General features: G+C 66.0%; 17 protein-coding genes. 14 read left to right on the top strand and 3 right to left on the bottom strand.

Going from position 1 to position 22,980, the window contains the following annotated elements; all coding sequences use genetic code 11:
- Nucleotides 1-31: 31 nt before the first annotated feature.
- On the bottom strand, nucleotides 32-2,179 hold the full coding sequence (locus CIK77_RS13990; protein ID WP_087054768.1) for an acyltransferase family protein: 2,148 nt from the start codon (nucleotides 2,177-2,179) through the stop codon (nucleotides 32-34).
- A gap of 365 nt (nucleotides 2,180-2,544) precedes the next feature.
- Complete coding sequence (locus CIK77_RS13995) at nucleotides 2,545-2,829, bottom strand: helix-turn-helix domain-containing protein (protein WP_087054769.1); 285 nt, start codon at nucleotides 2,827-2,829, stop codon at nucleotides 2,545-2,547.
- 151 nt (nucleotides 2,830-2,980) lie between these two features.
- On the opposite strand from CIK77_RS13995, the gene CIK77_RS14000 reads away from it, so the two are divergent.
- From CIK77_RS14000 to CIK77_RS14045, 9 genes are all read left to right on the top strand, one after another.
- Nucleotides 2,981-5,131, top strand: coding sequence for a GmrSD restriction endonuclease domain-containing protein (locus tag CIK77_RS14000; RefSeq protein WP_087054770.1), 2,151 nt, complete (start codon nucleotides 2,981-2,983; stop codon nucleotides 5,129-5,131).
- Entirely contained in the window at nucleotides 5,128-10,209 is a 5,082-nt protein-coding gene (locus tag CIK77_RS14005; RefSeq protein WP_087054771.1) for a type ISP restriction/modification enzyme, read from the top strand. The genes CIK77_RS14000 and CIK77_RS14005 overlap by 4 nt, the downstream gene beginning before the upstream one ends.
- Before the next feature lie 272 nt (nucleotides 10,210-10,481).
- Nucleotides 10,482-10,580: a DNA/RNA helicase domain-containing protein gene (locus tag CIK77_RS17940; protein ID WP_114347269.1), complete on the top strand. Its 99-nt coding sequence runs from the start codon at nucleotides 10,482-10,484 to the stop codon at nucleotides 10,578-10,580.
- 79 nt (nucleotides 10,581-10,659) lie between these two features.
- Entirely contained in the window at nucleotides 10,660-11,199 is a 540-nt protein-coding gene (locus CIK77_RS14015) for a hypothetical protein (protein ID WP_140403525.1), read from the top strand.
- 140 nt (nucleotides 11,200-11,339) lie between these two features.
- On the top strand, nucleotides 11,340-11,714 hold the full coding sequence (locus CIK77_RS14020; protein ID WP_140403526.1) for a hypothetical protein: 375 nt from the start codon (nucleotides 11,340-11,342) through the stop codon (nucleotides 11,712-11,714).
- A 432-nt stretch (nucleotides 11,715-12,146) separates the two neighbouring features.
- The gene (locus CIK77_RS14030; protein WP_087054774.1) at nucleotides 12,147-12,410 is read left to right on the top strand and encodes a ribbon-helix-helix domain-containing protein; all 264 of its coding nucleotides are present in this window, start codon (nucleotides 12,147-12,149) and stop codon (nucleotides 12,408-12,410) included.
- Nucleotides 12,407-12,646 (top strand): toxin, encoded by a 240-nt coding sequence (locus tag CIK77_RS14035; protein WP_087054775.1) that lies wholly within the window; start codon nucleotides 12,407-12,409, stop codon nucleotides 12,644-12,646. The genes CIK77_RS14030 and CIK77_RS14035 overlap by 4 nt, the downstream gene beginning before the upstream one ends.
- A gap of 35 nt (nucleotides 12,647-12,681) precedes the next feature.
- On the top strand, nucleotides 12,682-13,008 hold the full coding sequence (locus tag CIK77_RS14040; protein ID WP_087054776.1) for a nucleotide pyrophosphohydrolase: 327 nt from the start codon (nucleotides 12,682-12,684) through the stop codon (nucleotides 13,006-13,008).
- On the top strand, nucleotides 12,995-14,731 hold the full coding sequence (locus CIK77_RS14045; RefSeq protein ID WP_249268574.1) for a DUF2075 domain-containing protein: 1,737 nt from the start codon (nucleotides 12,995-12,997) through the stop codon (nucleotides 14,729-14,731). The genes CIK77_RS14040 and CIK77_RS14045 overlap by 14 nt, the downstream gene beginning before the upstream one ends.
- A gap of 60 nt (nucleotides 14,732-14,791) precedes the next feature.
- Here the strand turns inward: CIK77_RS14045 and CIK77_RS14050 are convergent, their stop codons facing one another.
- Complete coding sequence (locus CIK77_RS14050; protein ID WP_087054777.1) at nucleotides 14,792-15,928, bottom strand: ROK family transcriptional regulator; 1,137 nt, start codon at nucleotides 15,926-15,928, stop codon at nucleotides 14,792-14,794.
- Nucleotides 15,929-16,100: 172 nt separating this feature from the next.
- On the opposite strand from CIK77_RS14050, the gene CIK77_RS14055 reads away from it, so the two are divergent.
- Genes CIK77_RS14055 through CIK77_RS14075 form a run of 5 tightly spaced genes read left to right on the top strand, consistent with a single transcriptional unit; the run spans nucleotide 16,101 to nucleotide 22,957 of the window.
- Nucleotides 16,101-17,915, top strand: a complete 1,815-nt coding sequence (locus tag CIK77_RS14055) for a peptide ABC transporter substrate-binding protein (protein ID WP_087054778.1) — start codon at nucleotides 16,101-16,103, stop codon at nucleotides 17,913-17,915.
- Nucleotides 17,916-17,921: 6 nt separating this feature from the next.
- Nucleotides 17,922-18,956: an ABC transporter permease gene (locus tag CIK77_RS14060; RefSeq protein WP_442923146.1), complete on the top strand. Its 1,035-nt coding sequence runs from the start codon at nucleotides 17,922-17,924 to the stop codon at nucleotides 18,954-18,956.
- 5 nt (nucleotides 18,957-18,961) lie between these two features.
- Entirely contained in the window at nucleotides 18,962-19,789 is an 828-nt protein-coding gene (locus CIK77_RS14065; protein ID WP_087055057.1) for an ABC transporter permease, read from the top strand.
- Nucleotides 19,786-21,453 (top strand): dipeptide ABC transporter ATP-binding protein, encoded by a 1,668-nt coding sequence (locus tag CIK77_RS14070; RefSeq protein ID WP_087054779.1) that lies wholly within the window; start codon nucleotides 19,786-19,788, stop codon nucleotides 21,451-21,453. Before CIK77_RS14065 ends, CIK77_RS14070 begins: the two co-directional genes overlap by 4 nt.
- 1 nt (nucleotide 21,454) lies before the next feature.
- Complete coding sequence (locus CIK77_RS14075; protein ID WP_087054780.1) at nucleotides 21,455-22,957, top strand: M81 family metallopeptidase; 1,503 nt, start codon at nucleotides 21,455-21,457, stop codon at nucleotides 22,955-22,957.
- Nucleotides 22,958-22,980 lie beyond the last annotated feature (23 nt).

Here is a 22,980-nt window from a genome sequence, read left to right on the forward strand (position 1 = left end):
CCCCGCGTCCACGTGCGCCGCGCCGCGCTCGTCAGCCCCCAGGCAACTCCGCATCCAGCGCCTTCCCCAGCGCCGGCGCGACGTGCTCCACCCACAGCCGGTTCAGGTGCGAGTCGTCGACGTACAGCGGCACGTCGCCGGCGAAGAGCGGGCACTCGTCCTCGACGCAGACGAACGGCTCGGTGTCGAGGTAGATGGCGCCGGCGGTGGCGACCTCGTGGTGGGTGATGTCGTTGCTGTGCTTCTCGATGCTCTCGCCCGTGACCACGCAGCCCTCCTGGGTGGCGCCCGGCTCCTCCACGCAATCCTGCGGGGTCGCGTCGGGGCGGGCGGGCACATCGCCCAGTGCGACGACCCGCGATGACACGCCCTGGTAGAAGTCGACGGTGTCCGAGACGCCGGCGCGCCACTGCTCGTCGACGGTCTCGCCGTCGCGGTCGGTCATATTGAGCATGCCTCGGGCGCCGAGGATGACGGCATCCGGATCGAGCTCGGTCACCTCGTCGTGCGTGAAGTCGCGGAACGCGTCGCAGTCCTCCGCGCTGTGGTTCTCGCCGTCCTGCACGACGTCGTATGCGCCGCAGGCGAGCTTGACGAACACCGCCAAGCGGAACCCGTGCTGCTTGCCGACGAGGTCGAGCGCCGGGGCCCACATAGCCGCGTGCGAGTCGCCGACGAGAGCGATCGTGGCGTCGGCGTCTGTGTCGCCGAAGAAGCAGACGTCGGCGTCCTGCTCACCGTCGCCGGCGTAGCAATCGGAGGAGACGAGGTCGGTCCACTTGTCCTCCCTCAGCGATTCGCCGTTGTAGTCGGGAGGGATCGGAGCGCCGTCCTCTGCGACGTCGACGGCTTTGGAGAGGTCCTCCTGCACCGCATCCGGATCCTCCGTCGGCTTCAGATCCTGGTACCCGTGCTCGTCGAAGTACTCCGCGGCCTGCTGCTGTTCGACGGCCTGGCGGTGCACGCCCCAGGTCGAGGCCGCGAACGCCACCGCGAGGATCGCCACGACGCTGATCGGCCACAGCCACAGCGTGCGCTTGTCGACCGAGAACACGGGCACCTGCTTGCGCTGGAACGGACGCTCGACGAAGTGGAACGTCAGCGCCGCGAGGGCGACCGAGATGCCGATGGTCAGGCCCGCCTGCTGCAGGAACGGCGCCGTGTGCGGCATCACCTGCTGCACGCCCAGCGCCACCGGCCAGTGCCAGAGGTAGAGCGAGAACGAGATGTCGCCGATGTAGCGCAGCGGGCGCCACGACAGCACCCGGCCGGTGAAGGTGTCCGGCCCCGCCGCGAGAAGCAGGGCAGTGCCGACGACGGGTATGAGGGCGAGCGAACCGGGGAACGGGGTGGCCTCGTTGAAGGTCAGCGCCGCGTACATGATCAGCGCGATCCCCGCGAACCCGGCGAGGTGACGCCACCGAGAGCGCAGCGGTCCCGCGATGACGCACGCGAGGATCGCCCCGACCATCAGTTCGTAGGCGCGTGCCGGGGTATTGAAGTACGCGGGAGCTGCGTCATGCGCGGTGTAGAAGATCGACCAGCCGAGGGAGACGACCAGCAGGCCGCCGGCCACGAGCGCGAAGGTGCGCTTCCGGATGCGCGGCACGAGTGCCAGCACCAGCAGCGGCCAGAGCAGGTAGAACTGCTCCTCGACGGCGAGCGACCAGAAGTGCTGGAAGAAGCTGGGCGCGTTCGTGGAGAAGTAGTCGGTGTCGGATGCCGCGAAGCCCCAGTTGGAGAGGAAGAAAGCCGACCAGACGGAGTCCTGGGTGTTCTGCCCGAGGCGCGCGGTGGGCAGTGCGAGGGCGGCGTAGATCAGGATGCACACCGTCACGAAGGTCGCCGCAGGCAGGATGCGGCGCGCGCGGCGCACGTAGAACTGCGAGATGGAGACGGTGCCGGTCTTGTCGACCTCGCGCAGCAGCAGCTGCGTGATCAGGAAGCCCGAGATGACGAAGAACACGTCGACGCCGACGAACCCGCCCTCGAACCCGGCGAGGTGCACGTGCGCCAGGACGACCAGCCCCACGGCGAGGGCGCGCATGCCCTGGATGTCGGGGCGCCAGTTCGCGCCGCCCGTCGCCTTCCCGCCGGACGCGGCACCGGATGAGGCCGCGCGGGAACCCGCCGAGGTCGCGTCGGACGACGGCGCGGTCTCTTTCACCAGCGGAGCCATGCTCCCAATTGTAGTTATCGTTTTGTGATATTTCTGGGTGCGAGGGTGCGGCTCCTGGCCCTGGTCGTCTGTCGGGACATCCGGATACGTGCAGAACGGGTTCGACAGGGCGTCCACGCACGCATGTCACCAGGGTCGGGTCACCAGGGTCGGGCCGCTTTATGCGGATCTAGCGAGGTCGCCAGAGCCTAGTAGCGGACCACTGGCGTGTTCCCATGCGCCGTCGGGGCTGAATCGCGGCAGAATCGCCGAGCCGCGGCAGGATCCGGACAGAGATGCCGTGTGTGGCGGATGATGCAGTGTCTCGGGTGGCACGAACGGCGCACCGCCCCGCTCGCGCAGCGCGGTGCGCCGTTCGTGCCGTGCTATCGCCGCAGCGGCCGCGCCCTCCGCGCATCCGGCCGATCCGTCGCGAACATGTCTGAAGTGACTCCGTCGAGTAGCTCGCTCGGGGTCGCCTCGAGCGCTTCCGCGATGCGCACGAGTGAGAACACGTTCATCAGCGAGCGGCCGTTCTCGTAGCTGCGGATATTCGACGAGTCGATGTCGCTGGCCACCGCGAGCTGGTCCTGCGTCATCGATCGGCGCCTGCGCAGTTCCGCGATGTGTGCGCCGATGTGAGCGGCGGCAGGGGACGGGACACGAGGCATCGTTCTAGCGTCGTCGGCACCGGTGGCATGCGCCAGAGTGAATGTCACCGGGTATAAGTACACTGGCCGATATGCGGGATGAAGGTGTGCGAGGCGGGTGCGCTTCGCGTTGGGGGCGGCGCCGTTCTATGACGGATGACGGGCGCGCTGAATGAAGACCGAAGTCGTCCAACCGCACGACATCTTCTACCGGCCTAAACGCATGGTCGTTCCGCTGTTCCAACGCCCCTACGTCTGGTCGAAGGAGACGCAGTGGCAGCCGCTGTGGCAGGACATCGCGCGGCTGATCGATGTGATCTCGAAGCACGACCCGAACGCGACGCACTTCCTCGGCGCGATCGTCATTCAACAGGTGCCGACGGCGCTCGGGGCACTGCAGTCGTGGAACGTGATCGACGGCCAGCAGAGACTCACAACTCTGCAGCTGCTCCTCGGTGCCCTGCACGCCGAGCTCACGCGGAGAGGCTTTTCGAACGCGGCTGATCGCATCCACCCGTTGATCGAGAACCCCGAGGCTGAGCGTGATGCGGCCGAGGACCGATACAAGGTGTGGCCGACGAACCGTGACCGCCCGGCATTCGCCGCAGTGATGTCCGCGCCCGCGCCGATCGCTTCCCGCGCCCTGCCCGCCTCGCGCATGCGAGATGCGCACCGCTTCTTCGCAGAGACGATCGGGGAATGGCTCGGTGAGGACGACGACGCGGAGCGCCGGGCCCGGAGCCTTGCCGACGCTGTCACGACGAGGCTCGAGATCGCGAGCATCAGCCTCGATGCGAACGAAGACGCGCAGGCCATCTTCGAGACGCTCAACGCGCGCGGCACGCCGCTGTCGGCGGCCGATCTCATCAAGAACTTCGTGTTCCAGCAGCTGCCCGAGAAAGAAGCGGAGGCGGCGTACCAGCAGTACTGGGCCGACTTCGAGACGCCGTGGTGGGAGGCGGAGGTCACCTCCGGGCGCATCAAGAACACGCGCTCGTCGCTGTTCATGTGGCAGTGGCTGGTCGCGCGGACGCTCGAAGATTTCCCGATCCGCGAGGTGTTCACGCAGTTCAAGCACTACGTGAGCACGGTCGCTAAGGACATTCGTGCATTGCTCCCGCAGATCAAGCGCGCTGCCGATCGCTACCGCGCTGTGATCGAGGGTGCCGCTCAGCCTGTCGGAGCGCTGAGCCGCACTGAACTGTTCAGTTACCGCATCGGTGCGCTCAATACCGACGTCGCCCGCCCGTTGTTGATCTGGCTCGATGAACCCGAGCAGGGGGCGATATCTGACGAGGATCGCAAACACATTCTGGTGACGTTGGAGAGCTGGTTCGTGCGGCGGGCGTTGGTCAAGGCGACTTCGCAGGCATCCAACCGGATCGTCGTCGACTTGATGCGGCGCCTCTCCGCGCAGGCCTCAGAGCGAGTGGCGGATGAAGTGCGCGACTTTCTCGCTGAGAGTCAGGCAACTACCGCGTACTGGCCGGGCGACACCGAGGTGCGAGCCGTCGTCAGGGACGCTCGTGCCTACACCTCATATCGCCAGTCCGTGCAGCGGATGATCTTCGAAGCGCTCGAAGACGACAAGCGCGGCTACCCAGATGGACGCGCATTTACGATGGGGCCGATCGTGCGGGGCAAGGCGACGATCGAGCACGTCATGCCGCAGAAGTGGCGGCAGCACTGGTTCGCCGAGCTCTCCGAGGAAGAGCAGGCGACGCGCGATTGGCGTATCCAGCAGCTTGGCAACCTCACGATCGTTACCCAGTCGCTGAACACGCGCGTCTCGAACGGGCCATGGGAGCAGAAGCGCGAGCACTTCCTGCGCTCTGACGATGTGCTCATTACGAAGGACGCGATCAACCTCGTCGATGACTCCGGGTGGGACGAGCGCGCGATCGGGCATCGCACCGAGCAGCTGATCGACCGGATTCTGGAGCTGTGGCCGGTGCCGGAGGGGCACGTGGGACGGGCGGAGACGAAGCCCGCTACTTCTACGGCGACGGTCGACGTGGCTCAGCTTGTGGATGCCGGATGGCTGGATGCCGGCACGCTGCTCGTGCCGGGCGGCAGCTACTTCCGCAAGGGAGTCGAGGCGACGATCTCGCAAGACGGTCGTATCTACGTGGGGGACGCGGCCTACGACTACCCGTCCGCGGCGGGCTACGCGGTGCACGGCTCCGGTGTCAACGGCTGGTGGTACTGGGCCATCGCCGGCACGGAGCAGCGTCTGCTGCACGTGCGTGAGGAGTACCTGGCAAGCGTCGACGGCAGCGATGCCGGCTCTGACGAGCCCGACGAAGAGATGGAGCAACGATGAATCCGCTTGCGCAGTCGGCAATGCAGGGACCGACCTTTGTCCCCGCTGGTCCTCCTGAGGGGGAGCTTCCGTTCGACAGGCTTCTGACCGAGTTGCGAGGCCTCGCCGACAGCGAGCGCATGAAGGGGAACTACCTCGAGCAGGTCGCCAAGCACTTTTTGACTCTTGAACGACTTTGGTCGGATCAGCTCGGATCGGTCTGGCTCTGGAACGAATGGCCCGGTCGGGACGGGCGGCCCGACACAGGCATCGACCTCGTCGCAGAACTCCGGGACGGTGGGCTGCTCGCCGTGCAGGTGAAGTTCTTCGCCGAAGACCGCAAAGTCGACAAGAAGGACCTTGACTCGTTCTTCGAGGCGATGGGGAAGGATCCCTTCACCGAGGGTCTCGTCATCGACACGTCGTCGCTTGAGTGGGGGGCGCACGCGCAGGAAGCGCTCAAGAACCGGACGAAGCCGGTCCGGCGAGTAAACCTTGATGAACTTCGACACTGTTCGATCGATTGGTCGACGTACACGCTGAAGGCGCCGGCGACAGCTCCCCAGACGCACGCGCGCAAGACTCCTCGCGCGCACCAACACCAGGCGATCTCCGCGGTGATGGACGCGTTCACCGGTGACCCGGGCGCCGGAAGCGAGCCGCTCGACCGCGGCAAGCTCATCATGGCGTGCGGCACGGGAAAGACGTTCACCGCGCTCAAGCTCGCTGAACGGTGGACCCGTGAACGTGCAAGTGGGACATCGACGATCCTCTTCATGGTTCCCTCCCTGGCACTGTTGCAACAGACCCTGGCCGAGTGGAGCGCGGAACGCGATCCGGAGCTGGGCTTCTCAGCCTTCGCCGTCGGCAGCGACATCAACATCGGTCGGACGAAGAACGACGACCTCACCAGCGTGATGCTCGAGGATCTCGGTGCTCCAGCGACCACGGACGGGCGCAAGCTCGCCCAGTTGCTCGAGTCGCACGATGTCGCATTTGACGAGGGCATGACGGTGATCTTCTCGACGTATCAGTCGATCGATGCGGTCGCTGAAGCTCAGCGCCTGGGCGTTCCGACCTTCGACCTCGTCATCTGTGACGAGGCACACCGGACGACAGGCGTCACTCTCGCCGATGAATCTGAATCGCATTTCGTGAAGGTGCACGACAACGACGTCATCGCGGCCGAGAAGCGCGTATACATGACGGCCACGCCGCGCATCTTCGCACCCGAGGTGAAGAACACTGCCCGCGAAAAGGATGCGGAACTCGTCTCGATGGATGACGAGGGCCTTTTCGGTCCGGTGTTGCATCGCATCGGTTTCCACGAGGCAGTGCAATCGCAGCTGCTGACTGACTACAAGGTCGTCGTGCTCGGGGTCAGCGAGGATCAGATCGTCGAGGGCTTCCAGCGAGAGCTTGCGGAGGACGGCCACGAACTCCAGATCGGCGATGTGGCCAAGCTCGTCGGCTGCTACAACGCCTTGGCGAAGCGCGACGGTGACGAAGAGACTGGCGGCTTCGGCGGTGACCGCGCCCCGATGCGTCGCGCGGTTGCGTTCGCGCGAGACATCAAGACCTCGAAGAAAGTGGCCAACGACTTCGCGCTGCTCGCGGACCGTCACCTGTCGAACCCGATGAACGGTGATCCGACCGACGATCTCACGGTGCACACAGAGCACGTCGACGGCACGATGAATGCCACGAAGCGCGGGGAACTGCTCGATTGGCTGAAGGCCGAGCCGGAGATCGATGCGCACAACCGGCCCGTCGCGCGCGTGCTCACCAACGCTCGTTGCCTGAGCGAGGGCATCGACGTGCCGAGCCTCGACTCCGTGTTGTTCCTGCATCCGCGCAAAAGCCAGGTCGACGTCGTTCAGGCTGTGGGACGCGTCATGCGCAGGGCTGAGGGGAAGCGTCTCGGCTACATCGTGTTGCCGATCGCCATTCCGGCAGGGATGGACGCCTCCGAAGCGCTGAACGACAACGACCGATACAGGGTCGTCTGGCAGGTGCTCCAGGCGCTGCGCGCCCACGATGAGCGGCTCGATACGGCGATCAACCAGGCCGCCTTCACGGGGGCGCCTCCCGAGCAGGTGACGGTCGTCAAGCTCGACCTGACACCGAAGGCACCGGCTGAGGGTGCGGGCATCGGCGGTGGGCATGACGCCGGTGCGGCCGACGACGAGGTCGGATGGCGCGGATCTGGTGATGACGCGTCGTCGGGCGGCGGGGACGGGGCACATGGAGGTTCCGGCGCCACTCAGGTCGGCAGGGGCCACACGTCACCGGCGCTCTTCCCCGCGAGCGACGCAGACGACTGGAAAGACGCGGTCTACGCGAAGCTCGTCAAGAAGGTCGGCGACCGGATGTACTGGGACGACTGGGCCGGCGACATCGGCGAGATCGCGAAGCGCTTCATCGCACTGATCACATCGCACGTCGAGGCCTCGGGGGGCAACCGATCCCCGTTCGAGCAGTTCGTCAAGGCCTTGCGCGCGACGGTGAACCCGGATGTGTCCGACGATGAGGCGATCGAGCTGCTTGCGCAGCATCTCATTACGAAGCCGGTGTTCGAGGCGATGTTCCCCGAGAACACGTTCACGGCCGACAACCCCGTGTCGGTCGCGATGGAGAACGTGCTCGCGACCTTCCACGAGAATCAGGCGTTCGCGCGCGAGCGGGAACCCCTCGAAGCCTTCTACGCGAAGGTGACCGAGCGGATCCGCGGCCTCGAGACCGTCAGCGCGAAGCAGCAGATGCTCGTGACCCTCTATGACAAGTTCTTCACGAGGGCGTTCCCGCTGCTCGCGGACAGGATGGGCATCGTCTTCACGCCCGTCCCGGTCGTCGACTACATCCTGCGCTCGGCGGACGTCGCATTGCATCGCCACTTCGGCAAGCGGCTGAGTGACGAGGGGGTAAACATCCTCGAGCCGTTCGCCGGCACCGGAACCTTCCTCACACGACTCATGCAGACGGGTCTCATCCGTCCCGAGGATCTGTCGCGCAAGTACGCCAGCGAACTTTTCGCGAACGAGATCGTGCTGCTCAGCTACTACATCGCTGCGGTCAACATCGAGAGCGTTTATCGCGAGCTGTGCGCCGAGCACGGTATCGAACCGGACGAGGGTGGCTTTGCAGGGATCAGCCTCACCGACACCTTCGCGATGGACGAACGCGACAGCCAGCTCGCCGGAGGTGTGTTCCCGGAGAACACGGCGCGGCTGGAAAAGCAACGTGGGGCGGATGTCGATGTCATCGTGATGAACCCGCCATATCGGGCGAACCAGCAGAGTTCGAACGATGATGCGCAAAACACAAGATACCCGCAGCTCGATGGGCAAATCGAGAAGTCTTACGTTGCTCGTTCGACCGGCGGTAAGAAAGGAACCCTCTACGACTCCTACTATCGAGCGTTGCGCTGGGCGACGGAACGCCTCGGCGATTCTGGCGTTATCGCTTTCGTATCCAACTCCGGCTTCGTTGACGGTGGCACGGCTGACGGTGTGCGGTTCAGCTGGGCGGAAGAGTTTAGCGATGTCATCGTCTACAACCTCCGAGGGAATCAACGACTCAAGAACTGGAAATCCGAGGGCGGTAAAGTCTTCGGAGAGGGGAGCCAGACCGGCATTGCGATTACGATCCTCGTGAAGGACGTCGCCCATGCTGGTACTGCGCGTATCCACTACGCTGACATCGGCGACTGCCTCACACGCGAGGAGAAGATCGACAAGCTTGCGAGAGAAGCGTCGATCGAGGGCACTGCGTACGAGCCTGTGACACCGAACGCAGCGGGTGACTGGATCAACCAGCGCGACGACCGTTACGGGGTCTGGCAGCCAATTGGAGACAAAGTCACGAAGGGGAAGGTGAATACTTCGGGCATCTTCCGGGACTTCTCCTTAGGGCTGGCTACCGCTCGAGACTCGTGGGCCTACAACTTCAGCGAGTTCGCGATTCGCGCGAATATCCGCACACATATCGATCATCTCAATGATGAGCGCGAGCGTATCCACGCGCTTCGCGGTGCCGGAGACACTACGCCCGTGGAGAAGTTGCTTGTACGCGATTCGACGAAAGGGTCGTGGTCTCGACCAAACCTGGTTGATCTGAAGCGCGATCGTCCGACAGCGCTCGATCAGGCGGGGTTTCGCATCGGGCAGTATCGCCCATTTATGCGCCAGCACCAATACTTCGACCGTTCGGCAAGGCTGAACGAGATGATCTACCATATTTCTAAGATCTGGCCGACAGTAGAGCAGCGAAACCTCGCGATCGCCGTCAGCGCTAAAGGCTCCTCTCCACTTGTTGTCGATCGAATTCCGAGCTTGGACCTTCACGGTCTTGCGCAGGTCTTTCCTCGCCACACCTGGCAACCGATCGCCGCGAAGGATGGTGCCCTCAACCTTGATGCTCTCGCTGAAGGGGATGGCGAGATCGTTGGCGAATACCGTCGGATCGACAACATCACCGACGCGACACTTGGCCGATACCGCGAGGTGTACCGTTATGCGCTCTCCGTCGACGACGCTGAGGTCAAGGATGACATCTTCTACGCCGTCTACGCCCTCCTGCACCACCCGACGTACCGCGAATCCTATGCGGCCGACCTGCAGAAGATGCTCCCGCGAATCCCGCTCGTCGAAGGCTTCGCGGAGTACGCACGCATCGGCCGCGCCCTCGCTGACCTGCATGTCGACTACGAGAGCGTCGACCCGTACCCGTTGCGCGAGGTCACCGCGCTCGATGCGCCGGAGGACCCCTTCGCCCTCTACTGGGTCGACAAGCTTGCATGGACGAGCCGCAAGGACCACACGGCGATCCGCTACAACGCTCACCTGAGGCTCGAGGGCATCCCGGAAGGCGAAGCGCTCTACAAGGTCGGCGGGCGCAGTCCGCTGGAGTGGGTGCTCGACCGCTACCAGGTGAAGACCGACAAGAAGAGCGGCATCGTCAACGACCCGAACGCCTGGCTCCGCGAGCACGACAACCCGCGCTATGTCGTCGACCTCATCAAGAGTCTCGTCACCGTGAGCCTCGAAACGCAACGACTCATCGCGGATCTACCCGAGTTCGTCGTCATCGAGGGGTACTAATACACGGGTACCAGAGCGGAGTCGAATGAAGTGAGTTCTGCTGGAAGGGGCGACCGAAGCATGAATTTGGGCTATCGGGGGCTGTTCCGGTTGCCGGCTGACTACAACGCGTCTACTTGGCCGAACGAGAAACTCGCGACTGGCTCTGTGGCAATGCGACTCATCATGGAGCCGGCCTGACGGGCCCGCGGCCGTCCTGAGCGAAGGTCCACTCTCGACCTGCCGGCGTGGCGGCTCAACGGGGAAGCCGCGCAAGTTCTGGTCGGGCGCTGATGGCGCTGATCGTGAACATCTACACGGTGCTGATGACGCGCGGCATGCTCGGCACGTACGTGCACGTGTGCGTGCACGACGCGGGGTTACAGGAGTAGCCGCGCGGGATGCTCGGCGGGGACTCCGCTCCTCGCCTGTCACGTTGAATGTCGGAGGGCCGACGGAGGATCCTTGCAGGTGGCCGAGCAAGGCGGCCCGCATCGCGCCCGGCGACAGCGCTCGGCCGGGAACGATGTTCGTTCAACGCGTGAAGGTGATCTGATGAATCGGCGTTCAAACACGACGGTGGCTCAGCGCATGGGGCTCAACCTCGGCAAGCATCCGTTCAAGCAGAAGGCGGCAGAGGGGCTTGGTGAACTCGCCACGGCAGACATAGAGCGGCTCACCGTCGAAGTCGAAGGTAGGAAGCGACCAGACGTCGGAAGTTCGGTCTCGTTTCTCGCCCTCGCATTGTCGTCACTGGCGCTCGTCGCGGTGACAGCTCCCATGGTCTTCGAGGGGAGCTTCTTCATCGCGAGCTGGCTGATGCTCGGGTTCTGGGCGGCTGTTGGATCTGTGGTGTATACGTTATTCGACCCACCACATGTGCGACGTGCGTGGGTGTCACTGCTTGCCCTCGAACGTGAGAAGCGGGTCTGCGAGCCGCTGAAGGCAGCTCGGCGACGCCGTTGCTGGTCGCGCCGCTGGCAACAACACTTTGCACGATCCAGGGTGTAGGCGGGTCTTGGTCAACAGTCGAACCGTGCCGAGTCATCGCTGAGGCGCCGCGTGCCCCGGAAACATGGCATTGCTTGCAGTTCGCGATGCGACGGCGACGCGCATCGCCCGGTCGCTCACGGCGCTGGCAGAATTGCGGGGTGATGGAGAACGACCGAGAGCGAGCACGACGGTTCGGTGGGGACGCGTGGGAAGGCATGCGCGATCGGCGAGCTGTCTGGCAATTGATAGGCGTGGAGTCATTGCTCACCGCCGTCCTCGCCGGGGTGGTTGCTGGGGTTCATTTTGGCTGGGAGGTCCCGACGGCGGTAGGCGTGGGGATTATTACGTTCGTGGTAATCACGATTCTGTTCAACGTCCCCGTCGTCGGCTTCATCCTGGGCCTGCTGCTCTCGGCGTTCTGGGGCCTCGTCGCCTTCGCAATCGGCAGCATATGGAACCTCTTCCTCGGCATCGTTGTCGGAGCCGTGGTATGCCTCGCGGCGCTCGGCGCTCACCTCGGACTAAGGAACTGACGCGGGTCGAAGTGTCGGGCTTGCCGTGTCTGAAACCGAGGGATGGAATCATCCCATCATCGGCATCCGCGTGGTGTCGCCGGTCTATGCCACCGGCGGAGTGATCGCGTCAAACTCCTCCTGGTGCGTTCCTCCTCCACAGCGAGGTCATAGTCGAGCTGCAGGTCGAGGAAGAAGCGTTCGCTCATGCCCAGCACCTTGGTGATCCCCCCGTGTCAGGGATGACACGGCGCTTGCCGTGCACGATCTCGTTGATCCTGTGAAGGGGCCCGCCGATGCTCTTCGCCAAGTGGCACTGGGAAATCTCCATCGGTCGCAGGAACTCATCGAGCAGCACCTCGACGGCGTGATCGGCGGGAACGCCTTGCCGTTCATCAGGTCCTCCTAAATGAGCTCTTCAGGGTCGACACGCTTCTATTTTCGTATTACATTATGACCATGGGCGAGACAATCAACGGCATCCCCGTCACCGAAGAGCAGCTTCAGGCCTGGGCTGATGAAGCTGAGCGCGGGTACGACGTCGAGGCGCTGAAGAAGCGCGGCCGTGGGCGCCCGGGGCGTGGTGCGCAGCCGTCGCAGGTAGTCGCCGTGCGGCTGACCGTTGCTGAACTTGAGCGGATCGACGAGTACGCCCGCCGCGAGGGGAAGAACCGCAGCGAAGCCATCCGCGCGGCCATCGACCGACTCGCGCCATGAAGGTTCACGCGTCTGCGCGCAAGCACGGCATCGCGGACGAAGACGCGATCCAGGCTGCCGAATGGGCGCTGTGGATCGAAGACCTCGATGACGGTGACCCATCGCGTCAGTTGCGTATCGGGTTCGATACCAGGGGTCGGCTCCTCGAGGTCGTTCTGCTCACGTTCGACAGCGGCAACCAGCTCATCATCCATGCAATGCGCGCGCGACCGCAGATAGAAGACCTCCTGCCGTAGTCTTCGGTGTCCGCCCTCGCCGATACACTGACCCCGTGTCCATCGAAGCCGTACAGCGCGAGCTCCGCGAGTTCGTCGCCGAGCGAGACTGGGCGCAGTTCCACTCGCCCGAGAACCTCGCCAAGTCGATCTCGATCGAGGCGGCGGAACTGCTCGAGCACTTCCAATGGAGTGCGCCGGCGAATGACGAGCGTGACGAGGTGCTCGACGAGCTCGCCGACGTCCTGACCTACTGCTTCCTGCTCGCCGACCGGCTCGGTGCCGACCCGATCGAGATCATCCGGAACAAGCTCGCCACCACGCGCGCGAAGTACCCGGTGGAGAAGGCGAGAGGGCGCAGCGCGAAGTATGACGAGCTTTGAGATCGACGGCGGACCGTTCACGGAGACGGCCGTCGAAGCGCTGAGCGGCGCAGGGGAGAAGTACACGAACTGGCCGGTCGTATACGTGCTCAACGACGCGAGGTCGGTCTACGTCGGCGAGACCCTGAACGCCTCCAAGCGGATGCGGCAGCACCGCGATCCGAAGTCGCACAACCGCGAGCTGAAGCGATACCGCATCGTGCTCGGTGAGCGGTTCAACAAATCCGCCTGCCTCGATCTCGAGTCTCAGCTCATCCGGTACTTCTCCGGCGACGGCATCCGTGCGGTGCGCAACCTCAACGACGGCGTGACCGACGCCGACTACTACGACCGTCCGTCATATCAGCAGACCTTCTCCGAGATCTTTGAGCGGCTGCGGGCTGAGGGGCTGTTCACCAAGACCAAGCACGAGATCGAGAACAGCGACCTGTTCAAGCTGTCGCCGTTCAAAGCGCTGACGGTCGAGCAGCGCGCGGCAGTCGAGGGCATCCTCGATGCCCTGTTCGACGACCTCGACGACGGGCGCGACAGCATGTCGGTCGTGCAGGGCGCCGCTGGAACGGGCAAGACGATCGTCGCGATCTACCTGATCAAACTGCTGCGCGACATCGGGGCGGCGGATGAAAGCGACGAGATCGAGCGGGACTCGGTCTTCTCTGACTATTTCGCTCGAGGCTACCGGGAGCTCGCGGGCGGGCTGAAGATCGGCTTCGTCATTCCGCAGCAGTCGTTGCGCAAGTCGGTCGAGAAGGTCTTCAAACGCACACCCGGGCTCGAGAAGGCGATGGCGATGAGCCCGTGGGATGTCGTGAAGCATGAGGGCATGTTCGATCTGCTCGTCGTCGACGAAGCGCACCGGCTGAACCGCCGCTCGGGTCAGGCGCACCCGACCATGACGACCCGGTTCGGCAGGGTCAATGAGCAGCTCTTCGGCAGCGACGACCACTCACGCAGCCAGATCGACTGGATCCGTGCCAAGAGCCGGCACCAGCTCTTCTTCGTCGACGAGGGGCAGTCGGTCCGGCCCGCCGACGTACCGATCGAGACCCAGCGCTCGCTGCTCTCAGAAGCACAGCGCGAGCACCGGTTCCATCGGCTGCTCACCCAGATGCGTGTGAAAGCAGGCACCGACTACGTGGGCTACGTGCGCGAGGTGTTCGCGGGGCGCCGGCCCGCACCCGTCGACGTCGGTGACTACGACCTGCGGTTCTTCGACTCGCCGGCCGAGATGCGCGACGCGATCCGGGCCCGCGAAGCCGAGTCAGGGCTGGCACGCATGCTCGCCGGCTACGGGTATGAGTGGGTGTCGAAGAAAGACCGCTCGCGCTTCGACATCGTGATCGGCGACGACTTCCGGATGCAGTGGAACCGGACGGACAAGGACTGGATCAACTCGGCGACGTCACCGGATGAAGTAGGTTCGATCCACACGGTGCAGGGGTACGACCTCAACTACGCCGGAGTGATCGTCGGCCCGGAGCTGCGGTGGAGCCCGGAGGAGCAGCGGATCGTCGTCGACCGCAAGAACTACTTTGACAAGCGCGGCAAACAGAGCAGTCAGAAGTTCGGTATCAACACGACCGATGACGTCCTGATGGCCTTGATCGTGAACATCTACACGGTGCTGATGACGCGCGGGATGCTCGGGACGTACGTGTACGTGCACGACGAGGAGTTGCGGGCCGTGCTCGACGAGGCGCTGCGGCTTCGCCAACGCTCGTGAGCAGGGCCCTCCGGCCCGCGGGTTCGGCTGTACCGGCCGAGCACGGCGCCCCGCCGTCACTCACCCGTGCGTCAACCGCGCAAGCAGCTCATTGACCTCGCGTGCGACACCCACCAGCGCGGCGTCCGCACCGAGCGCTGCTGGGGCGATGGTCAGGTCCCGCGTCATCAGCGGGTGCGAGCCTTCGTATATCTCGCTGCGCAGGGCGGACATGAACGGTTCGAGCGACGTCAGCGCGCCGCTGACGTACAGCGCGCTCGGGTTGAAGAAGTTGACCACGGCGCACAGCACCTCCCCGAGGTGGTGGCCGGATTCCCTCGCCAGACGCGTCGCAACGGGGTGGGCATCGCGCACGAGCGCGAGCACGTCGGCCGTCGACTCAACCTCGATGCCCTCCTCTCGCAGCAGACGGACGAGGGCGGCACCTGAGGCGACCGTCTCCAGGCACCCGCGATTGCCGCACGAGCACTGGCGATCGTGCGCCGCCGAGACCCGGGTGTGGGTGATGTCGCCGGCCACGCCCCCGGCGCCGCGGTAGGTCTGTCCCTCGATCACGATGCCGGCACCGATCGCGGTGCCCGCCTTCACGGTGATCGACGCTGTCGCCGACGGCGAGTGCGCGAAATGCTCGCCGATGGCCATCGCGTTGGCGTCGTTCTCGACGGCCGCGGGAACACCGGCGATCTCGCTCAACAGCGTGCTGATGTCGACATCCGCCCATCCGGGCATGCGCGACGGGCTCACGACGCCGCGCGTGTTCGTGTCGACCGGGCCAGGCAGAGCGATTCCGACGCCTGCCAACGGCGCCGCTCCGGTCATCCGGCGCAGTTCATCCACGCAGGCGGTGAGTACGGTGCGCGGTCCGTCACTCATCGTGACCGGGATCTCCGTGCTGCTTGCGAGCGACTTCCCGCGCGGCACGACGGCCAGGCGCGCGTGCGCGCCACCGAGGTCGATCGCGCCGATCAGGTCGGCGTCACCGGCCAGGCGGAGTTCCCTAGCGCGGCGGCCACCCGTCGAGCCGCGAGCCTCCCCTTCTTCGACCAGGCGCTGTGCCAACAGCGACTGCACGTGCTGCGACACCGTCGACGGCGACAGGCTCAGGATCTGTGCGATGTCGCGACGTGAACGGGCGCGGCCGGACCCGATCACGGCGAGCACGTGGTTCTCGGCCGTGCTGTTGCTGGTGCGCGTCATGGTGCCCCCTCGCAGCGATACGTTGTGCGCATCGACTTCTTACGGTATCGGATTAACTTATTCGTGACACTTCATACTATTTACGTAAGAACTTAGTTCGGCTACCGTAGTTCCGGAACTGCTCCACATCCCATCGCCGCGCGACGCCGCGCGGATATCACCAGGAGGACACATGCGAGCGAACTTCGCATCTCGCGGCCGCAGGGCTGCACTGACCGCGCTCGGCACCGCCGCGGCCGTCGGGCTCATCGCCGGCTGTACGGGCGGAGCCGGCGGCGGCGGCGCGAGCGGAGATGGCTCGAACGAGATCAACTACGCTCTGCCCGCCAACGCGACCCCCAACTGGATGATCCCGCTGGCCACCGCCGGCAAGATGACGTCGCACAACTCCGCCATGATCCGCTCGCTGTATGAGCCGCTCATCGCATACGACGGCTCGGAGGGCGACGCCGTCGACCGCGTTCCCACCGCCGACCTCGCCGACACCGTCGAGTTCAGCGAGGACGACACCGAGGTGACCATCACGCTCGACGAGCGCACCTGGTCGGACGGCGAGCCGGTCACATCCGCCGACGTCGCCTTCTGGCTCGACCTCGTCAAGGCGAACAAGGATGTCTGGGGCAGTTACCGCGCCGGCGCGATGCCCGACCTGATCGATGCGGTCGAGACGCCGGATGACAAGACCGTCGTGCTCACCTTCGACGATTCGTACAACGAGGAGTGGCTGCTCGCCTCGCAGCTCACCCTGATCGTTCCGATCCCGGCGCACGCCTGGAGCATCACCGAGGACGGCGGCACCCCCGATCCGGAGCTCGCGAAGACCGAAGAGGGCGCGACGCAGATCTGGGAGTACCTGATCGCGGAGGGCGAGGACCTCGGCGGCTACGCCGGCAACCCGCTCTTCGACACCACGAGCGGCCCGCTCGCGCTCGAGAGCTTCAGCGACAGCGGCAAGGTCACCCTCGTGAAGAACGACGCCTATGACGGCGATGACGCGGCGCAGTCCGAGACGATCAACTTCCTGCCCTTCACCAGCGTCGACGCCGAAGTCGCGGCCGTGCGCTCGGGCGAGGTCGACTACGGCTACATTCCCACCAACGAGCTCGACAACTCGGCCCAGTACGAAGATCTCGGCTTCGACGTCGTCAACTGGGACGGCTGGGCGATCACCTACCTGCCGTACAACTTCAACAACCCCGAGATGGGTCCGGTCTACTCGCAGCTGTACGTGCGCCAGGCGCTGCAGCAGCTGATCGACCAGGACACGATCGCCGAGACGGTCTGGCACGGCGCAGCGAACCCGGGCTACGGCCCGGTTCCGCAGAACCCCGACAACAAGTTCCTCTCCGACGAGCAGCGGGAGAACCCGTACCCGTTCGACCCGGATGCAGCGGCTGCACTGCTCGAGGACAACGGCTGGACGCTCGACTCTGACGGCATCTATGAGTGCGCCACCGGCGCCGACTGCGGTGAGGGAATCTCGGACGGGCAGAAGCTCGCCATCACGATCCTGACCCAGAGCGGCAGCACCGAGACGGACAACATGTTCGCCACGATGAAGTCGACCTTCGAAGAGGCCGGTGTCGGCGTCACCATCGAGGAGGCCCCGCTGAACACCGTGCTCGGGTCGATCCCCGCCTGCGAGTCGGATTCGCCCGAGTGCACGTGGGAGCTGCCGTTCTTCGGGACCGCGGGCTCGTGGTACTTCCCGGCGTACTCGACCGGTGAGCAGCTCTTCTCGACCAGCGGCGGATCGAACTTCGGCTCGTACAGCGACGAGAAGATGGACGAGCTCATCGAGGCCACCCTCGCAGGTGGCGACGAAACCGCGATGCAGGAGTACTCGGCATACGGCGCGACGCAGCTTCCCGTGATGTGGGTGCCGAATCCCGTGTACCAGATGTCGGTCATCAGTCAGGGCATGACCGGCGTCGAGCAGGACCCGCTGGGCAACTTCCACCCGCAGCGCTGGGGTTGGGAGAAGTAGAGTCCCGTGAGCTCGACTCCTGATTCGCTCCCTGCGACCGTCGCCGCTCAGGCGGCGGTCGCGGGCAAGCGGCCGCGCCGCCACCCGTTCCTGTTCTTCCTGCTGCGCCGCATCGCGCAGGCGCTCGTCGTGATCTTCGTGGTCACCATCGTCGTCTTCGTGCTGCTGCAGATGCTGCCGGGAGGCCCCGCGCGCGGCGTGCTCGGAGTGCAGGCCACGCCCGAGCAGATCGCGCAGTTCAACCAGCAGCAGGGCTATGACCGCCCGCTCTGGGAACAGTACTTGGCGTTCCTCGGTCGCCTGCTCACCGGCGATCTCGGGCAGTCGTACCTGCTCAACATGTCGGTGGCCGATGCCATCAGCATGCGCCTGCCGAAGACCCTGCTGCTGACCGGGCTGTCGTTGGTGATCGCCCTGCTCATCGCCGTGCCCGTCGGCATCTTCCAGGCGGTGCGCCGCAACCGCGGCGCGGACTACACCCTGTCCACGCTCGCGATCGTCGCGTACTCCACGCCGAGCTTCTTCCTCGGCATGCTGCTCATCATGATCTTCAGCCAGACGCTCGGCCTCCTGCCGGCCAACGCCCCGCAGGGCGAGACCGTCGCCGCCGTGCTGGCCGAGCCCGCGCGACTCATCCTTCCGGTGCTCACCGGCGCGATCCCGCTCGTCGCCAACTTCAGCCGCTACATGCGTTCGTCTGCGCTCGACAACCTCAGTGAGGACTACATCCGCACGGCGCGTTCGAAGGGCACTCCGTTCAAGCGTGTGCTCTCCAGGCACCTCCTGCGCAACTCGCTCACGCCCGTGATCGCGATGCTCGGCTATCAGCTGCCGGTGATGTTCGGCGGCGCTCTTGTGATCGAGCAGCTCTTCAACTACCCAGGTATGGGTCTGCTGTTCTGGAGTGCGGCGCAGTCGAGCGACTTCCCGGTGCTGCTGGGCTGCGTCCTCGTCATCTCGGTCGCGACCGTCATCGGCTCGCTGCTCGCGGACATCATCCAGGCGATCCTCGACCCGCGCATCCGGGGAGGCCTCGCGTGAGCTTCATGAAACGCTTCGCCCAGAACAGGCTGGCCGTCGTCGGCCTGGTCATCCTCGCCCTCGCGGCGCTGTTCGTGATGATCGGGCCGCTGCTGTACCCGACCGATCAGGTGCACACGAACCTCGAAATCGCCGACCTGAAGCCGGGCGAGCAGGGGCACCCGCTCGGCACTGACGCGCTCGGGTACGACGTGCTCGGCCGCCTCATGATCGGCGGACGCACATCGCTGCTCGTCGGCATCTTCGCCGGCCTCTTGGCCACCGTGATCGGCACGATGTGGGGCGCTGTCGCGGGCTACGTCGGCGGGATCGTCGATGCCATCATGATGCGCATCGTCGACGCCGGAATCGCGATCCCGGCGATCTTCCTGCTGCTCGTGCTGTCGAGCATCGTCCAACCCAGCGCGGTCATCATGATCGTCGTCATCGGTGTCGTGTCGTGGCTCGTGCCCGCACGCCTGGTGCGCGCCGAGGCGCTGTCGGTGAAGACCCGCGACTACGTGGTCGCCGCCCGCGCGATGGGCGCCTCGCACACGCGCATCGTCGGCCGCCACATCGTGCCGAACACCGTCGGAACGGTCGCCGTCAACGCGACGTTCCAGGTCGCGGACGCGATCCTGCTCGTCGCCTACGTGAGCTTCCTCGGCATGGGCCTGCAGCCGCCGGCCACCGACTGGGGCGCCATGCTCAGCAACGGCCTCGGCCTCATCTATCAGGGCGCCTGGTGGCTCATCCTGCCGCCAGGAATCGCGATCGTGCTCGTCGTCTGTGCGCTGAACTTCATCGGCGACGGCCTGCGCGATGTCTTCGACGTGAAGGGAAAGACGGCATGACCGAGTCCGCTTCCGCAGTCCTCCGCGTCGACGACCTGCGTGTGCGCTTCGCCGGACAGGAGGAGGACGCCGTCCGCGGCGCGACGCTCGATGTCCGACCCGGGGAGGTCGTCGCCCTCGTCGGCGAGTCCGGATCCGGCAAGTCCGTCACGTCGTTCGCGGCGATGGGCCTGCTCCCGCGCACCGCGACGGCGCGCGGGTCGATCACGGTCGGCGGCACTGAGGTGCTCGGCGCCGACACCGCCACGATGGACTCGCTGCGCGGCCGTGCCGCCTCGATGGTGTTCCAGGAGCCGATGACGGCGCTGAACCCGACGATGAGCCTCGGGGCCCAGATCGCCGAGGCCATCCGCAACCACACCCCCGCGACGAAGCCCGAGGCCCATCAGCGCGCCGTCGAGCTGATGAGCAAGGTCGGCATCCCCGAGCCCGAACGGCGCGCCAAGCAGTTCCCGCACGAGCTCTCGGGCGGCCAGCGCCAGCGCGTCGTGATCGCCATCGCCCTCGCCTGCGAGCCGAAGGTCATCATCGCCGACGAGCCGACGACGGCGCTCGACGTGACAGTGCAGGCAGAGATCCTCGACCTGCTGCGCCGGCTCGTGCGCGAGCGCAGCACCGGCCTGTTGCTGATCACGCACAACATGGGCGTCGTCGCCGATCTCGCCGACCGCGTCTTCGTGATGCGGCGCGGGGAGGTCGTGGAGTCCGGGCGGGCCGAGCTGGTGCTCACGGCGCCGACGCACGAGTACACCCAGAGTCTGCTCGCGGCGATTCCGGCACTGCCGCCCGCCGCCTTCGGCGGTGCCGAGACGGCCGGTGCCGCACACGAGTTCGAGACGCCGGAATCGCCGATCATCTCGCTCGCAGGCGTCTCCGCGGGCTATCGGGTGAACGGCCGGTACGCCCCGGCTGTTCTCGACATCAGCTTCGCCATCGGCGCAGGCGAGTTCGTCGGCCTGGTCGGCGAATCCGGTTCGGGCAAATCGACCGTCAGCAAGCTCGCGCTGGGTCTGCTGCCCGCGGCATCCGGCGAACTCAGCCTGCTGGGCGAGCCGATGCACCGGATGCGCGGACGCCGCGCACGCCGCATGCTCAGCGAGGTCGGCGTCGTGTTCCAAGACCCCGGTGGGTCGCTCGACCCGCGGATGACTGTGGGCGAGTCGATCGCCGAGCCTCTCGCGATCCATCGGCCGAGGATGTCGGGCGCCGACCGCCGCGCGCGCGTCGCGGAGCTTCTCGACGCCGTTCGCCTGCCCGTCGACGTGGCCGGCCGCTACCCGCACGAGTTCTCGGGCGGTCAGCGTCAGCGTGTCGGCCTGGCACGCGCACTCGTGCTGAAGCCGCGCCTGCTGGTCGCCGATGAGCCCACGAGCGCCCTCGACGTGTCGGTGCAGGCCGAGGTGCTCGACGTGCTGCGCTCGCTGCACGCCGAGCTCGGCTTTGGCTGCCTGTTCGTCAGCCACGATCTCGGCGTCGTCAACGAGCTCACCGAGCGCGTCATCGTGATGCGCGCCGGCCGCATCGTCGAGCAGGGGCGCACGGCCGACGTGCTGCGCGCCCCGCGCGAGCGCTACACGCAGGAACTGCTTGCATCCGTGCCTTCGCCCGACCCCGTCGCCCAGCGCGAGCGCCGTGCCGCCCGTGCCGGTCTCATGGAGATCTGACATGACCCTTCCCCGTATCGCCATCGTCGGCATCGCGATCGAGTCGAGCGCGTACGCGGCCCACAAGGCCGACTACCGAGACTTCCCGGTGCTGACGGGAGACGCACTGTTCGAACGCTACGCCTTCCTCGCCGAGGGGGCGCCGCTGCGGGAGGCGGCCGAGTGGCTGCCGATATTCATGGCTCGCGCCATCCCCGGCGGTGCTGTGCGCCGCGAGGTGTACGACGATTTCAAGCAGCGGATCGTCGCGGGGCTGCGCGAGGCCGGCCCCGTCGACGGCGTGTACTTCGACATCCACGGCGCGATGAGCGTCGTGGATGTGGACGACGCCGAGGGTGACCTCGTCACCGCGGTGCGCGAGGTCGTCGGCGACGATGCCCTGATCGCCGCGCCGATGGACCTGCACGGCAACATGTCGGAGACCCTCGCCCTCGCTCTGGACCTGCCGACGTGCTATCGCCTCGCACCGCACGAGGATGCGTGGGAGACCAAGGAGCGCTCGGCCGCACGCCTCGTCGAGTGGCTCGGCCGGGGCGATAAACCGATGACCGCATGGGTGCGGGTGCCGATCCTGCTGCCGGGGGAGAAGACATCGACGAGGGTCGAGCCTGCCCGCTCCCTGTACGCGCAGATCGATGACGTCGAGAAGACGCCGGGCGTCAGCGACCTCGGCCTGTGGATCGGCTACGCGTGGGCGGACGAGCCGCGCTGCCACGCCACAGTGATGGTCACGGGCGACGAGATCGACGTCATCACGGCCGAGGTCGAGAGGATCGCCGGGGAGCTGTGGGACGCTCGCGATGGCTTCGAGTTCGTCGGACCTCCAGGCACGCTCGACGAGGCCGTGGAGTCGGCCCTGGCGCACGAGGGTGAGAAGCCCTACCTGATCAGCGACTCGGGCGACAACCCAGGCGCGGGCGGCTCGGGCGACGTGACGTGGACGCTCGCTCGCCTGCTCGGCAAGCCCGAGCTGACACGTGCGGACGCGCCGGTGACGTATGTCGCGTCCGTCTTCGACCACGAGGGCGTCGCCGCGCTGGCATCCGCCGCGGTGGGCTCCGAGGTCGACGTGACAGTCGGCGCTCGGGTCGATCACCGCGTCTCCGGCCCGGTGCGCCTCGCCGGCGTGCTCGAGTCATTCCACGCGGGCGACCCGGCCGCGGGCCGCATCGCCGTGATCCGCGTGGGAGGCATCCGGGCGGTCGTCACGGAGTTCCGCAAGGCCTACCACGACGTCGCCGATTTCCGGGCGATCGGGCTGGAGCCGACCGAAGCGGACATCGTCGTGACGAAGATCGGCTACCTCGAGCCGACCCTGTACGACGTCGCGAAGGGCTGGACGCTCGCGCTGACGCCCGGGCCGGTGGACCAGGACCTGGAACGGCTCGGCCACAGTCGCATCGTGCGCCCGATGTTCCCCTATGACGACTTCGCGGAGCGGCCCGATCTGTCGGCGGCCGTGCTGCAGAACCGCCGCTACGTGCGCGGCTTCGTCGGCGCATGAGCGCGCAGGCGCCGGAATCAGGG

Origin of the sequence: Microbacterium sp. JB110 (assembly GCF_003335195.1) — a bacterium.
Taxonomy (GTDB): Bacteria; Actinomycetota; Actinomycetes; order Actinomycetales; family Microbacteriaceae; genus Microbacterium.

Bases quoted from the DNA above. Each gene is read 5' to 3' on its own strand.
- CIK77_RS14070 (WP_087054779.1), top strand. From the start codon at position 19,786: ATGACCGAGTCCGCTTCCGCAGTCCTCCGCGTCGACGACCTGCGTGTG.
- CIK77_RS14075 (WP_087054780.1), top strand. From the start codon at position 21,455: ATGACCCTTCCCCGTATCGCCATCGTCGGCATCGCGATCGAGTCGAGC.
- CIK77_RS14065 (WP_087055057.1), top strand. From the start codon at position 18,962: ATGAAACGCTTCGCCCAGAACAGGCTGGCCGTCGTCGGCCTGGTCATC.
- CIK77_RS14055 (WP_087054778.1), top strand. From the start codon at position 16,101: ATGCGAGCGAACTTCGCATCTCGCGGCCGCAGGGCTGCACTGACCGCG.
- CIK77_RS14050 (WP_087054777.1), bottom strand. From the start codon at position 15,928: ATGACGCGCACCAGCAACAGCACGGCCGAGAACCACGTGCTCGCCGTG.
- CIK77_RS14035 (WP_087054775.1), top strand. From the start codon at position 12,407: ATGAAGGTTCACGCGTCTGCGCGCAAGCACGGCATCGCGGACGAAGAC.
- CIK77_RS14045 (WP_249268574.1), top strand. From the start codon at position 12,995: ATGACGAGCTTTGAGATCGACGGCGGACCGTTCACGGAGACGGCCGTC.
- CIK77_RS13995 (WP_087054769.1), bottom strand. From the start codon at position 2,829: ATGCCTCGTGTCCCGTCCCCTGCCGCCGCTCACATCGGCGCACACATC.
- CIK77_RS13990 (WP_087054768.1), bottom strand. From the start codon at position 2,179: ATGGCTCCGCTGGTGAAAGAGACCGCGCCGTCGTCCGACGCGACCTCG.
- CIK77_RS14000 (WP_087054770.1), top strand. From the start codon at position 2,981: ATGAAGACCGAAGTCGTCCAACCGCACGACATCTTCTACCGGCCTAAA.
- CIK77_RS17940 (WP_114347269.1), top strand. From the start codon at position 10,482: ATGGCGCTGATCGTGAACATCTACACGGTGCTGATGACGCGCGGCATG.
- CIK77_RS14005 (WP_087054771.1), top strand. From the start codon at position 5,128: ATGAATCCGCTTGCGCAGTCGGCAATGCAGGGACCGACCTTTGTCCCC.
- CIK77_RS14030 (WP_087054774.1), top strand. From the start codon at position 12,147: ATGACCATGGGCGAGACAATCAACGGCATCCCCGTCACCGAAGAGCAG.